This is a genomic window from Nostoc sp. (assembly GCF_036919595.1).
In the GTDB taxonomy this organism is placed as follows: domain Bacteria; phylum Cyanobacteriota; class Cyanobacteriia; order Cyanobacteriales; family Nostocaceae; genus Nostoc.
This window is the reverse complement of sequence record NZ_JBALCO010000169.1, coordinates 12,876-25,261: the sequence shown is the minus strand read 5'-3', so window position 1 is coordinate 25,261 and position 12,386 is coordinate 12,876. Positions and strand designations below refer to the sequence as shown.

The window sequence follows — 12,386 nt, the reverse complement described above, 5'->3', positions numbered from 1 at the left end:
AAAAATTAGTAACAAAACTGGTGAACTGACAAGAACGATTTTTTGGAAAGGCAATGCAGAAGAATTTCTAGGTAAGTACTACAACTTACAATTTATTCCGAGAGTAGGTGAAGAAGTACAATTAAAAAACAAAACATGGCTAGTAAAGAGAATTATTTATACTCCCGAAATAGATGACATAACTATCATTTTGGGAGATAAATAGTTTCACCAGTGTTATTAAATCAACTAATTTTAGTGTCTTTGTATTTTGGTGGTTAATAAAATTTATTTTGAAACCACTAAGGCACAAAGACACGAAGATAATTCAAGATTAATAAACTGTCTTTTGTAATGTTTCAGGATTAATGTTAGTAATCAAGCACAAATAAATAAGGTTTTAAATATTTTCTAGTAATAGTAATAAAAGAGCTTTAACTGCAAGTTTTTACTGTTATGTATTGCGAAATGACTGTTTTCTTAAAGGATGTTTAAAAAGTGGGAGGCTATTGTAAAATCTACTTTAAGTTACACGAACTGGACTTACGAAAAAACGAACCGCGATCGCGCAGCGTCTCGTAGAGAAGGGCGCAAAGTACACATAGACGCAGCAGCGGCTTCCCGCAGGGTAGGAATAAGAGTTTTAGAGAGTTATTACATAAGCCCTAACGAAAATTAACTGAAACTTAGGGCAATTAAATTACTCTTTAGTGATCAATGTCACAAACACTGAATAATAATATTCAGTATCTACCGGAGAGGGCTATTCCAGGTTAGGATGATGACTAGCGATGCCTTGAATTAGATATCGATATTGAATTGTTGAGATTTTATGGACCATAGTCCACAAGATGGCAGTATAAACCTCCTCTGATCTGGCGAGGAAGTCTCCCAGCGCGGGGGAGACTTAGGAGATATATCTACATGCTTACACAAGATATTCGTGATTTGCTGACTGATACTACCGATCTAAACCAGTTGAAATGGGACTTAAACCGCTTGCAACCTGTGGATGTGGGAGACTACATTACACAATTGCCTGAACAACAACGCGCGATCGCATTTCGTTTACTCAACAAAGGTCAGGCAATTGATGTATTTGAATATTTGCCCACAGAGGTGCAGCAGGAACTAATTAATTCTCTGCATGATGTCCAGGTAGTGCACCTTGTAGAAGCAATGAGTCCTGATGAACGGGCAGAATTATTTGACGAACTACCTGCTGGGGTAATCAAACGACTATTGCAAGAACTCAGTCCAGAACAAAGACAAGCAACAGCAACGATTCTCGGCTATCCAGAAGGCACTGCTGGGCGGGTGATGACAACCGAATATGTCCGGTTGCGGCAAGGATTGACTGTAGGTGAAGCCCTAAGTAAAATCCGCCGTCAGGACGAAGACAAGGAGTCGATTTACTACGCCTACGTCACAGATGACAACCGGACACTGGTGAGAGTAGTTTCACTGCGCCAGTTGCTGTTTACCTTTCCCGATGTTTTCATCAAGGATATTTCTAGCGATCGCGTCATCAAAGTTAGAACTGAAACCCCTCAAGAAGAAGTGGCGCGAATCATGCAGCGCTACGACTTAATCGCTATCCCCGTAGTTGACCGAGAAGACCGATTGGTGGGCATTGTCACTATTGATGATGTCATGGATATTTTGGAAGAGGAAGCCACAGAAGATATCCAAAAACTGGCGGGTGTCAGTGGTGATGAAGCAGCTTTATCCTCTCCCCTCCTCACCATCCGCAACCGATTACCTTGGCTGTTGGGCATCATGGCACTATATATTGGTGCCGCCAGTGCGATCGCGCCTTTTCAATCTGTAATTGCCGCAGTGCCAGTTCTAGCAGTAATCATGCCGATTTTTTCTAACACTGGTGGTACTGTTGGTATTCAATCATTAACGGTGACAATCCGCGGTTTGGGAGTAGGTGAGGTAACACCCAAAGATACCTTAAAAATTCTCCGCAAGGAACTTCTAGCTGGTTTAGGTACAGCCCTAGCTTTAGCCACAACGATGATCCTGCTTTCCTTAATTTGGGCGCGACCCCAAGAACGATGGGTGGCTTTAATTGCCGGAATGGTAATGGCAACTAATACAATTGTGGCTGTTACACTCGGCACTTTACTGCCAATGGGTTTGACACGATTGAAGCTTGACCCTGCTTTGGTTAGTGGGCCGTTAGTGACTACAATGCTAGATACAATTGGGTTTTTAACATTCCTAAGCCTAATTTCTCTAGCTTTAAAAGTTTTCCATTTACCAACTTAACAAGTTGATTATCAGGCAATACACTTGGGTTAAGCTTAAAAAATAAATTGGGTAGGTTGGGTTGAGGAACGGAACCTAACATTTTACAGAGTTTGTTGGCTTTTACGACCTTCAACCCAACCTACAATTATCCTTTACTGAACTGTATTAGGTTATGAAGTATTGGTAGAAATTAAGCAATTTATATTGCTGAATCTAATTGACTTTATTCATACTTAATTATCTTTTAGTTACTGTACAGATGGGGTAGCGACGCAGCACTCAAGTAGTCGAACTTGCTGCTGTTTTTGTTGTTGCTGCTGATAAGCTTGTAAAGCTTCTTTAACTATTTCTGGATGCTTGCGGATAACCTGTAAAACTTCTGTTTCAAATTTGGGATTAATGAGATTATTCTCGACTTCAGGAATATTAGTGTAAGCTTGCACAGGCATTGACCAACTAAGGCCCTCTAGCAAGGCTTTCAGGCAACGCATAATTAATTTCTAGAGATGTCTAATGAGATTTAGGGTGATTAAATCATTTGTGTGTACACCGTAGCTCCATAACTTACCATTCTTATCCGAGAAGTATTGGATGGTATCATTACCTCTGCATATAAAAATTACCAAAATTTAGAAAAAAGTTACGTGATTTTAACTTGCGAAGCTCGCTCGTGTCTCTACCTAAAATAACTATTAACGATTTATGCCTACTACTACCTGGAATCGTCATCACATTCTTTCCTTAGCTGACTTCACTACCGCTGAATACGATACAGTTTTGCAAACTGCTGCCTCTTTTCAAGAGGTGCTATCACGGCGGACGAAGAAAGTACCAACCTTGCAGGGACAAGTGGTGGCGAATTTATTTTTTGAATCGTCTACCCGCACTCGCAGCAGTTTTGAACTCGCAGCCAAACGTTTAAGTGCGGATACGCTGAACTTTGCCGCCGCCACATCTTCTATGACTAAGGGAGAAACAATTCTCGACACGGCGAAAACCTATTTGGCTATGGGAACTGATATCATGGTAGTTCGCCATCGAGAGGCAGGAGTACCAAATGCGATCGCGGCTGAAATGGATCGTTTAGGTGTACGAGTTAGCGTCCTCAATGCTGGTGATGGTCAACATGAGCATCCTTCCCAAGCTCTGCTAGATTTATTTACCATTTGTACTTTAATCGACCCAGATCACCCCCGACTTAAACTTTTAAAGGGTAAAAAGATTGCCATTGTTGGGGATATTCTCCATTCTCGCGTGGCGCGATCAAATATCTGGAGTTTAATTGCCAGTGGTGCCGAAGTGCATCTGGCAGCACCACCCACCCTCTTACCCAAGTTATTTGCCGAGTTTATCTTGGAATCAGGAATTAGGAGTCAGGAGTTTATTATATCTTCATCCCCCTCATTTTCAACTTCCCTGAATCAACAACTTTTTCTACATTGGCAGCTAGAACCAGCTTTGCAGAATGCTGATTTTGTCATGACTTTGCGCTTGCAAAAGGAACGCATGACGGCTCATTTGCTGCCAAGTTTGCGAGAATATCATCAGCTATTTGGCATTACACGTACAAAGCTGCAACTTTGTAAACCTAACGTCAAAGTTTTGCATCCGGGTCCAGTTAACCGTGGTGTCGAAATTAGCTCTGAGTTGATGGATGACCCGGAATTTAGTCTTATTCAATCGCAAGTTACTAGCGGTGTCGCCGTTCGCATGGGCTTGCTGTATTTATTAGGTAGCGGCAAGGCTTAATTGGTATCCTTAGGTTAAGTGCAAAAGTCAAGTTGTTTCTACGTATATAGAAACGCGATATTTTACGTCTCTATATACGTAAAATTAATACTAATAATCTTTTAATTTTAGTCCGATCGGACTACCTTACAGAAAAATACATAGTCTCATAGAAATTATGTATTCCTCCGATCGCATGAGGACAGAATTCTGTAATTTTGGCAGACTGGTAGCGTAGAAGTTAAGAGTTTAAAGACTTCTAGAAGTGTCGGAGGTAAATATGAAACGAATTTTTTTGACGGCAGCAGCCATACTCAGCACGCTATCTTTAGCTGCTCCCATTCCCGTCAAAGCAGAAAACTCCGTCCCTGTCAGGCGCTTGCTGGAAACCAGAGCATGTTCGGGATGTAATTTAGCAGGTGCAAACCTCAAAGGCGCTCATCTAATAGGTGTTGACCTGAGAAATGCAAATTTAAAAGGAGCTAATCTCGAAGGCGCTAACTTAGAAGGTGCCGATTTAACTGGAGCTAATTTGAAGTCTGCTAATCTCAAAAAAGCATTCGTTAGCGACACTATTTTAAATAATGCCAATCTCACCAACGTTAATTTGAGTAAGTCACGTTTATATAATAGTGATGTAAATGGTGCAGTTTTGGCTAATATTGATTTAAGCGGTGCTGATGTATTTAATACTGCCATTAGCATTGGTGGAGAATACTAATGGTGAGTATGATTTCAAAATGATGAGTTAAGAGTTATATTCAACTCCTAACTCTACACTTAGTAAGTTTTATTCACCCGTAATTGACAGTTCATTAACCCAGATTTTCGGGCAAACCCCCCCTGGCGTTAACTCTGGCTCTTTTTCTACATAAATAATTGACTTTAAGAGTTCCAAGAAATCGCCAGCAACTGTTGCTGACTCAATACTCGTCTTGACACCCTTATTAACTAGCCAACCATCAAACGGCAAAGAAAAAGAACCTTGCAAGGATTTAACTCCTGCATGAAGAGCTTGTAAATCATCGATAAAAATCACATTTTCAGCCGTTTCTAAGCTCAACTCTTCTTCAGGAGTTGCTGTTGTAAAAACGTGATAAAAATTGGGACTAACGCTGACTTTTGCACCAATACTGGCATTACCTGTTGGCTGGGTATTTAGCCTTTTAGCAGTGCCTGCACTGTGGAGAAAGTTTGTTAAAACACCATTTTCAATCAACGAAATCTGACGAGTAGGAGTTCCTTCACCATCAAAAGTTTCTGCCCCTACGTTAGCTGGGTGAAGTGCATCATCAAAAACCGAAAGCAGAGGAGAAGCTATCTGCTTACCTAAATCATCAGGAGTAGATAGACTTTGATTATCCAAAATACTTTGGGCATTGAACAAGTTGGAAAAACCACCCAACAGACTTAAGAAAGCTTCCGGTGAGAAAACAACTCGATATTTACCTGTCTTGATTTTTTCATAGTTCAAGTGGCTGATAGTTTTATCGGCGGTTTCTTTGATGCAACCATTGATATCTAGATTATTTAAACTCTGGTTGATTCTAAAAGCACCTCCACTGCGAGGTTTTTTTCCTTCTTCCTCAGTTTTGCTGTAAAGATAAACTGATGCTAAGGAGTGAGATTCAGTTCTCACTGCACCGTCGCTATTGAGATAAAACCTGTCAATATCTCTTTGCGATAACCCATTATAAGGCACACCTTTAATTGCTGGATGAGCTGCCAATAATTCTTTTTCAGCTACCAACAGTCTTTCTATAAGTTCAGCTACAGGTGCTTGAGGTGTCTTATCCTGAGGTTTATTTGGGATAGGAACAGTTGCTTCTGGACTAAAATCAGGGACATTTTCCTTAACACCAAAGAAACTGGCTTCGTAGGCAGTTTTTAAAGCTAATTCCAATCCCTTGGGATCTACATCTGTGGTGCTGGTGACACCCATTGTATTATTTTCATTCCAAACACGAACAGTAACACCAGAGCGATTTGAGGCTTTGACTTGTTTTGGCTCACCTTGGTCTACTTGCACGCTAGTGTCATCTACTGTTGAGCCATAAATGTCAAATTTATTAATACCAAGCTTCTCAGCATTGTCCTTGGCAGAATTTGCAATCTCATTGATATTCGGCATAGTCAATTTTAGATTTTGGATTTTCTCGCTCCCTGGTTAACATCGGGAGTGTAATACTAGAAGGCTTCTGCCTCTTATATAAAATAAGTGGCACCACAAGGAAGGCGTTTCCAGGTGGAACCTGGGAACGAGTTGACGAGGTTATCGTCCACCTACGGTAATAGAATCAACCTTAATGTGAGGCTGTCCTACTGTGGTGTAAATACTGCCACTAACAGAGCCACAAAAACCTGGTGCAATTTCCAAATCTTGGGAACACATAGAAATTTTATTCATAATTTCCTTAGCTTCACCAATCAGAATTGCTCCCTTTAGCGGTTTGGTAATTTTGCCATTTTCAATCAAATAAGCTTCATCAACACCAAAATTAAATTGACCTGTAGCACCAACGCTACCACCACCCATCTTTTTACAATAAATACCTTTATCAACAGAGGTAAATAAATCATCAATGTTATATTCACCAGAATCAATATAAGTATTACGCATCCGGCTAGCAGCAGCAAAGGTATAATTTTGGCGGCGTCCACTTCCAGTTCTGGGGTGTCCGGTGCGTGCAGAACCTGTTCTATCTGCTAAGAAGTTTTTGAGAACGCCTTTTTCAATTAATAAAGTTCTTTGAGCAGGCATACCTTCGTCATCCATGTCAATTGTCCCGAAGGCATTTTCAGAGCGCCCTTCATCCCAGGCTGTCAAACTTTCGTGGGCAATTTTTTCGCCTTTTTTGTCAGCAAAGGGAGTAGTATTGCGTTCAATTTGAGTGGTTTCTAACAGGTGTCCGCAGGCTTCGTGGAAGATTACGCCGCCAAAGTGATTGGCCATAATAATCGGGTAAGTACCTGATTCCACATAATCTGCATAGAGCATTTTTCCAGCAGATTCTGCTATTTTCTCAGCAGCTTGTTGAGAATCCCAAGTTCTCAAGAAGTTGGCATCGCTAGTGTTACCAGCGCGATCACTAATTGAGGTACGATTAGCACCATCAGCACACAACAGGTTAAATCCTACTGACTGGGTGAGGCGAATGTCACGGGCAAAAGTACCATCACTGGCGGCGATTAAAACTTCTTGCCAATCCCGGAAATAGCTAGCACGGCGCGATTGAACGTGGCTAGCTTTTTGCTTTAGGTGGGCAGTACCATCAAGGAGGATTTCTCCCATTTCTCGGATGGAGCTACACACTGGTAGCCAGGCATCTTTGCCTCTTTTGGTGGCGTAATCTCTCAATAATTCCAGGTTGATTTCTGGGATGAAAGATTTAGGAGTAGGTAATTGCAATCCCAAGATGGAAAGACCTTTTTCTAAGGCTGCTTTCAAACCGGAAAAAGAAAGGTCATTTGTGCTGACATAACAGTCAGCTTTGCCGCGAAATACTCTGACTCCCGCACCTGTAGACAGACTGGGTGAAATACTAGTGATGGAGTCATCTTCTGCAAGAGAACTAATATAGTTGCGACGCTCTAAAAATAATTCGATGAAGTCAGCACCTGCGGCGCGTCCTAGTCCCAGGAGGGTAGCCAGGGGGGCTTCCCAGGTTTCATCGAAACGCTCTGGTGTGGAGGAATATTGGAGGGTGGGAAGTTGATTCGAGAGAAGTAGCGTACTTGTAAGCATGGGTAGCCTCGTCTGCTGGCGTAATTCAGAGATTTGACTGAAAAATCCCGGTGTGTTCAGTCTAACAAATCAGTGAAAGCCACAGTCGGTAGAAAGGCAGTAGAGGTTTCCTCACCTGGGAATCCCACCCCGCTACCTCTGAGTGTCTGTATACAAAGCAATAATGAGGCTCAGAACTTATATTAAAAATTAATCGTAATATATAGAGGTTGATTCAATACTTCTCGGAGAATTACTCACAAATTCCCTTATTGCTGGAAAAGGTTAAGGGGAAAAGATATCCCCTCAAGACTTGAAGGTTACAAAAAAAATAATAAAGAAAGCGAGGTACATGCAGGTTTATTTCCGATTTGCAATTTTCAATGGAATTCTTGTTGTTTCTTGCTCATTGAAAGTCTGACCTAAATTGGAAATTTCTCCTGTGGATAATAGATTCTTAAACAGGAGTTTTAGAGTTCGAGTAATAGTTTTAATAATTTTCATTTTGCTAGCAGTCGGTTTTTGATCGTATCTCAAAACCATTGGAATTTCTACGATTTTTGGTTTGAGCACTTTGGCTTTCAGCAGTAAATCTATCATACAAGCAAATCCACTTTCAGTGAATAAACTGTCCCCATAATACATATCCAGTTTACTGACGAAAGTACGGTTATACAGCCTGTAACCACAAGTATAGTCTCTTACACCTGGTATACGGACTGCAATTCTAAAAAGCCAGCTGGCTCCGTAACTCATTATCTGTCTAAATGTTGATAAGCCTATGACTTTAGAGCCTTTTCGATATCTAGATGCGATCGCAATATCATAGCCACCAGCTATCATCGTGTCATACATCTTTATTAATAGTTCTGGTGGTTGAGTGTTGTCGCAATCCATCGCGGCTAAAAAATCACCTTCTTTGGAAACTTCTAAGAAAGTCGTGAAACCTGTTTTGATTGCTTGACCTAAACCAGCATTTTTGGGATGTTGGACTAATTTCAGTAATATCCCCAATGATTGAGATTCTTCTAAAGCAGTTTGAGCAGTTGCATCACTACTGCCATCATCAACAAGAATCAGTCTGATTTCCATATTAGAGATTTGCTGCAATATCTGAAACTTTTTGAACAAGGGGCGAATTGATTCTTGCTCGTTGTATGCGGGTAAAAGAACAAAAAGACTCATAAATACCTCGTGTGATTTTGAAAAGAAAATATCATTACTCAAATTTCAATAATTCAGTAATGTTGATTTTTTGAGAAAATCATCAACCTGTCGTACAACTGCGTTATTGTTGACACTATCATTGACCAACTGTGAGGTATTGACGACGAAAAAATCATCGTTTTCAGTACTCACCTTTGGGACAAGGCTTGAATAATTTAAAACTTGTAATGGCTGTACTTTAATAGCTCGATTAATGTGTGCCGCTACAATATCATCTGCTTTGAGTTCCGGGAACATTAAACGTATACCCTGAAAAAATACTTGACGCAATTCATCATCTGGCTGTTTTAATAACGCGTCAGTGGAAAGTATATATTTTGGTAGGAATGTCATGTGATATCCTGCTGTCTCTTGCAAAGAAACTAAGTTGCTCATACCGATGACTCCAGTAAAGGGAACATTTCTATCGGCAATATTTACCACGTAATAAGGAACTAGAGCCTTGCGAGTAATTAGTACCATGCAGATTACACCCAGGTATTCTACTGTTTCACCAGTGTCTGAAACTTTCACCAATTCTTTGGCAGCAACCTGTTGCAGAATATTAACTGGGCCAGTAAAAATGACTTTATCAAAATGTTCCTTTTTACCCTGAGATTCTACCCACATTCCACCCCCTGGATGAGGTGCGATATATTCTACCGCAACACCTGTGTGGATATGACCTCCAGCCGCGTAAATTAATTTTTCTATATGATCAAAAACAGTTTTATAACCACCTGAGACATAACCAAGTTGTTCCTTATTTAATGATGAATCTCGCGCTGAAAATAGTCGTTTGATATAAGCCCAGATAAAAACTGCTGATATTCGCTTATAGTTATCTCCTAATTTGGATAGAAGCAAGGGTTTCCAGAGCTTTTCGTATGTGCTTTTACCACCAAGTTTCAATAGCCAATCTTTGACTAAAATCTTCTCTAAGCGCCGCCAATTATTAAGGCGTGAACCATACAGGAGAGTGAAAGCTAATCTGATTTTACCTATAAGTCCAAACAGAGGAAAGCGCAGAAATTCTATACTGTTACTAATAGAATAAAAATTTTGATTGTCGTAAAAACCTGTTAAACTTCGATGCCAACGCAGCTTATCTCCGAGACCAATATCTCTGAGAAAATTTATTAAGTGAGTATCAGAAGGTAGGATAACGTGATAAAAGCGATCCCAGGTAAACAATCCATAATCATGATAAGTAGTAAGTCCGCCAAGCTGCTTGCTGCTATCGAAGACAGTGACAGTATGTCCTTGATGTGAAAGACGTTGGGCTAATACTAACCCAGTTATACCCCCGCCAACAATACCTATATTCATAAATTTAGATTTTTGTATGTTTTGAGATTTATTTTCAAATATTTTTAATATTAATAACCTGACTATTTGTCTTTTTAGCTATTAATTTACAACAAGAATGACACCAGTTATGATAATAGAAATTCCTAACCATTGGCTAAATACAACCTGCTCTTTTAGGAGATAGTGGGAGGCAATCGGTATAAGTGCATACATTAATCCTAGAACTGGAAATGCTTGACTCAAAGGAATTGTCCGCAATACATAAAGCCACAATATAGTCATAAATGTATAGCAGATAAACCAAATCAAAAAATAACGAGAGAATAACAGATTTCGGATAGATGTGCTTGCTCCTTTAGTAGGGCTATAAATGTAAAGTCCATACTTTAGTGATAGGTTAGCTGTTGTTCCTAATAAAACTACAAATATTAAAAGTAGCCAAGTAATTATGTTCATTTTTCAAGAGTTTTTGTAAAATTAACTATAAATTTATATAGACTTTTTAAGTGGAATAGCCACTAAAAGAACACCCATAAAAATAGTGATTACTCCTGCTATTCGAGTTAGTGTAATTACCTCATCAAAAAAGTAGTATGACCCTAAAAATATACCAACATAATTTAAACTAGTCAGTGGATAAGCAATACTCAATTTTACAGAGCGCAGAGCCAATATCCAATTTACTATTCCTAAGCAATAAACACTAATAGCTAATGCTAATTGTTCAATAAATACCCAAGTAAATAGTCCCTCATTTATCTGGCTCATGGTATGCTTCATCAGCAATTGCCCAGAAATACTAAATAAAATACTGATAAACAAGATGAGATAAGGAATTATTTTAAAGTTTGAAATTTGTAAGATAGATTTCATCGTACATTTGCCTCAATCAAGATAAGAGGTATGAAGCGGACAGTAAACAGCCCGTTGTTTTGAACGTTTCGGATTTCGGTTACACTTTCCATGCAATTCAACCTCCACTTCAGTAAATAGACAACAAAATTAAGAAGGCTATGTTAAAGGGACTGATATCAAAATGACCGTTGAAGCTCATGTTCTATAGTTAGCAACTAAATACTATGTAGCTTGCAGGATGGTTGCTGTATTATGACAGCATCATATATAATCAAATTAGAACACGCTAAATTAGTTTACTAGGTTATACTCCCATACAAAGCAGTTTTTTGCTTGGTAATTGGCATAATCAATTTAGGCTTTGCCCAACTGTGAATTGCAGAAATCTTCCATATCAGCCAGTTACGCTTTAAGACTACTTTTGATGCGATCGCAATATCTAGGTCATAGTGGATGCAGACATAGGGAAAATTCAAAGATTTGCCACAAATTTGTGGACAAAATTTAGCAGTCCACGACGCTGAATAGCCCGTCGTAGACATCACTCATGCTGAATTTTGATTCGATCCGCATGTTCAATAGATGGAGCTAAGAGAATAAAAATGGATTGCCAGAATTTTTGATTAATCCATTCATTAACTTCCATCAGTTCTATGCTGCTGTATAAATCTTTTTAAGCGGATTTGAGATGTTTTTACATTACTTAGTATTAGGCTTAATTGTTCTTAATCTCAATTATATGTAATTTTTAATAGAGGTTTATTTCAAATATATTATTACATATAATTACTTACTAGAATACCACGATAAAAGGGTGTTACAAATTTATCGGCATACTTCATCAAAAATTCATTTTCACAAAATATACTTAAACAAAAACTTCATCAAATCGAAATTAAATCGAAACTTTCTTGTAGATGAATTTTTATTTTTAAGGATTTGTACATTTATGCAGCAGTTTCTGGGTAATAAACTTGTAGTAGCGATTTAGTATCAGACCCTAGAAGTGCAAAGCTAAGAGTTTGAGAAAGCAGAATTGAAACCTGGACAACAATGCAAGTAATAGTTTTTGTATTATATAAATACACTTAGTACATCAAAAATTGCAATTGCTAACTGAGAGTCTGAATCGTTTTCTATTTATCCACGAAAATCATCAAATTCAGATATCTCAGACAAAACTTAGTTGAGAGTTAATTCAGAGTTTCAGTAAGTTGGAAGACCCTATTTCTGAATCTTAGTATCAAAGTTTTTTCGATCATAAAATGATTTTTAAGTATACTTACAAAAATTAGTGTTAGTTTATACATAAAACTTTAGTAAT

General features: G+C 38.9%; 11 protein-coding genes. 3 read left to right on the top strand and 8 right to left on the bottom strand.

Features of this window, described 5'->3' with window-relative positions:
* The first annotated feature begins 903 nt into the window (after positions 1-903).
* Complete coding sequence (mgtE, locus tag V7K21_RS26020) at positions 904-2,256, top strand: magnesium transporter (RefSeq protein ID WP_335178341.1); 1,353 nt, start codon at positions 904-906, stop codon at positions 2,254-2,256.
* 230 nt (positions 2,257-2,486) lie between these two features.
* Here mgtE and V7K21_RS26015 read toward each other — a convergent pair whose 3' ends face one another.
* Complete coding sequence (locus V7K21_RS26015; protein ID WP_335178339.1) at positions 2,487-2,729, bottom strand: hypothetical protein; 243 nt, start codon at positions 2,727-2,729, stop codon at positions 2,487-2,489.
* Between the two features lie 211 nt (positions 2,730-2,940).
* Between V7K21_RS26015 and V7K21_RS26010 the strand changes: the two genes are divergently transcribed.
* Both V7K21_RS26010 and V7K21_RS26005 read left to right on the top strand, forming a co-directional pair.
* Positions 2,941-3,987, top strand: coding sequence for an aspartate carbamoyltransferase catalytic subunit (locus tag V7K21_RS26010; RefSeq protein WP_335178337.1), 1,047 nt, complete (start codon positions 2,941-2,943; stop codon positions 3,985-3,987).
* A gap of 259 nt (positions 3,988-4,246) precedes the next feature.
* The gene (locus tag V7K21_RS26005; protein WP_335178335.1) at positions 4,247-4,687 is read left to right on the top strand and encodes a pentapeptide repeat-containing protein; all 441 of its coding nucleotides are present in this window, start codon (positions 4,247-4,249) and stop codon (positions 4,685-4,687) included.
* A 69-nt stretch (positions 4,688-4,756) separates the two neighbouring features.
* Here the strand turns inward: V7K21_RS26005 and V7K21_RS26000 are convergent, their stop codons facing one another.
* The 7 genes from V7K21_RS26000 to V7K21_RS25970 form a co-directional block, all read right to left on the bottom strand.
* A complete protein-coding gene (locus V7K21_RS26000) occupies positions 4,757-6,097 on the bottom strand; it encodes a TldD/PmbA family protein (protein WP_335178333.1) in 1,341 nt (446 codons plus the stop codon).
* Positions 6,098-6,238: 141 nt separating this feature from the next.
* Complete coding sequence (locus tag V7K21_RS25995; RefSeq protein WP_335178331.1) at positions 6,239-7,711, bottom strand: TldD/PmbA family protein; 1,473 nt, start codon at positions 7,709-7,711, stop codon at positions 6,239-6,241.
* 339 nt (positions 7,712-8,050) lie between these two features.
* Positions 8,051-8,917, bottom strand: coding sequence for a glycosyltransferase family 2 protein (locus V7K21_RS25990; protein ID WP_335178330.1), 867 nt, complete (start codon positions 8,915-8,917; stop codon positions 8,051-8,053).
* A 3-nt stretch (positions 8,918-8,920) separates the two neighbouring features.
* Positions 8,921-10,225, bottom strand: coding sequence for an NAD(P)/FAD-dependent oxidoreductase (locus tag V7K21_RS25985; RefSeq protein ID WP_335178328.1), 1,305 nt, complete (start codon positions 10,223-10,225; stop codon positions 8,921-8,923).
* Positions 10,226-10,306: 81 nt separating this feature from the next.
* Entirely contained in the window at positions 10,307-10,663 is a 357-nt protein-coding gene (locus V7K21_RS25980; RefSeq protein ID WP_335178326.1) for an EamA family transporter, read from the bottom strand.
* Positions 10,664-10,696: 33 nt separating this feature from the next.
* Positions 10,697-11,080, bottom strand: a complete 384-nt coding sequence (locus V7K21_RS25975) for a small multidrug resistance protein (RefSeq protein ID WP_335178324.1) — start codon at positions 11,078-11,080, stop codon at positions 10,697-10,699.
* Positions 11,081-11,361: 281 nt separating this feature from the next.
* Positions 11,362-11,604, bottom strand: a complete 243-nt coding sequence (locus tag V7K21_RS25970; protein ID WP_335178322.1) for a hypothetical protein — start codon at positions 11,602-11,604, stop codon at positions 11,362-11,364.
* Positions 11,605-12,386 lie beyond the last annotated feature (782 nt).

Bases quoted from the DNA above. Each gene is read 5' to 3' on its own strand.
- V7K21_RS26000 (WP_335178333.1), bottom strand. From the start codon at position 6,097: ATGCCGAATATCAATGAGATTGCAAATTCTGCCAAGGACAATGCTGAG.
- V7K21_RS25970 (WP_335178322.1), bottom strand. From the start codon at position 11,604: ATGTCTACGACGGGCTATTCAGCGTCGTGGACTGCTAAATTTTGTCCA.
- V7K21_RS26005 (WP_335178335.1), top strand. From the start codon at position 4,247: ATGAAACGAATTTTTTTGACGGCAGCAGCCATACTCAGCACGCTATCT.
- V7K21_RS25985 (WP_335178328.1), bottom strand. From the start codon at position 10,225: ATGAATATAGGTATTGTTGGCGGGGGTATAACTGGGTTAGTATTAGCC.
- V7K21_RS25975 (WP_335178324.1), bottom strand. From the start codon at position 11,080: ATGAAATCTATCTTACAAATTTCAAACTTTAAAATAATTCCTTATCTC.
- V7K21_RS25995 (WP_335178331.1), bottom strand. From the start codon at position 7,711: ATGCTTACAAGTACGCTACTTCTCTCGAATCAACTTCCCACCCTCCAA.
- mgtE (WP_335178341.1), top strand. From the start codon at position 904: ATGCTTACACAAGATATTCGTGATTTGCTGACTGATACTACCGATCTA.
- V7K21_RS25980 (WP_335178326.1), bottom strand. From the start codon at position 10,663: ATGAACATAATTACTTGGCTACTTTTAATATTTGTAGTTTTATTAGGA.
- V7K21_RS26010 (WP_335178337.1), top strand. From the start codon at position 2,941: ATGCCTACTACTACCTGGAATCGTCATCACATTCTTTCCTTAGCTGAC.
- V7K21_RS26015 (WP_335178339.1), bottom strand. From the start codon at position 2,729: ATGCGTTGCCTGAAAGCCTTGCTAGAGGGCCTTAGTTGGTCAATGCCT.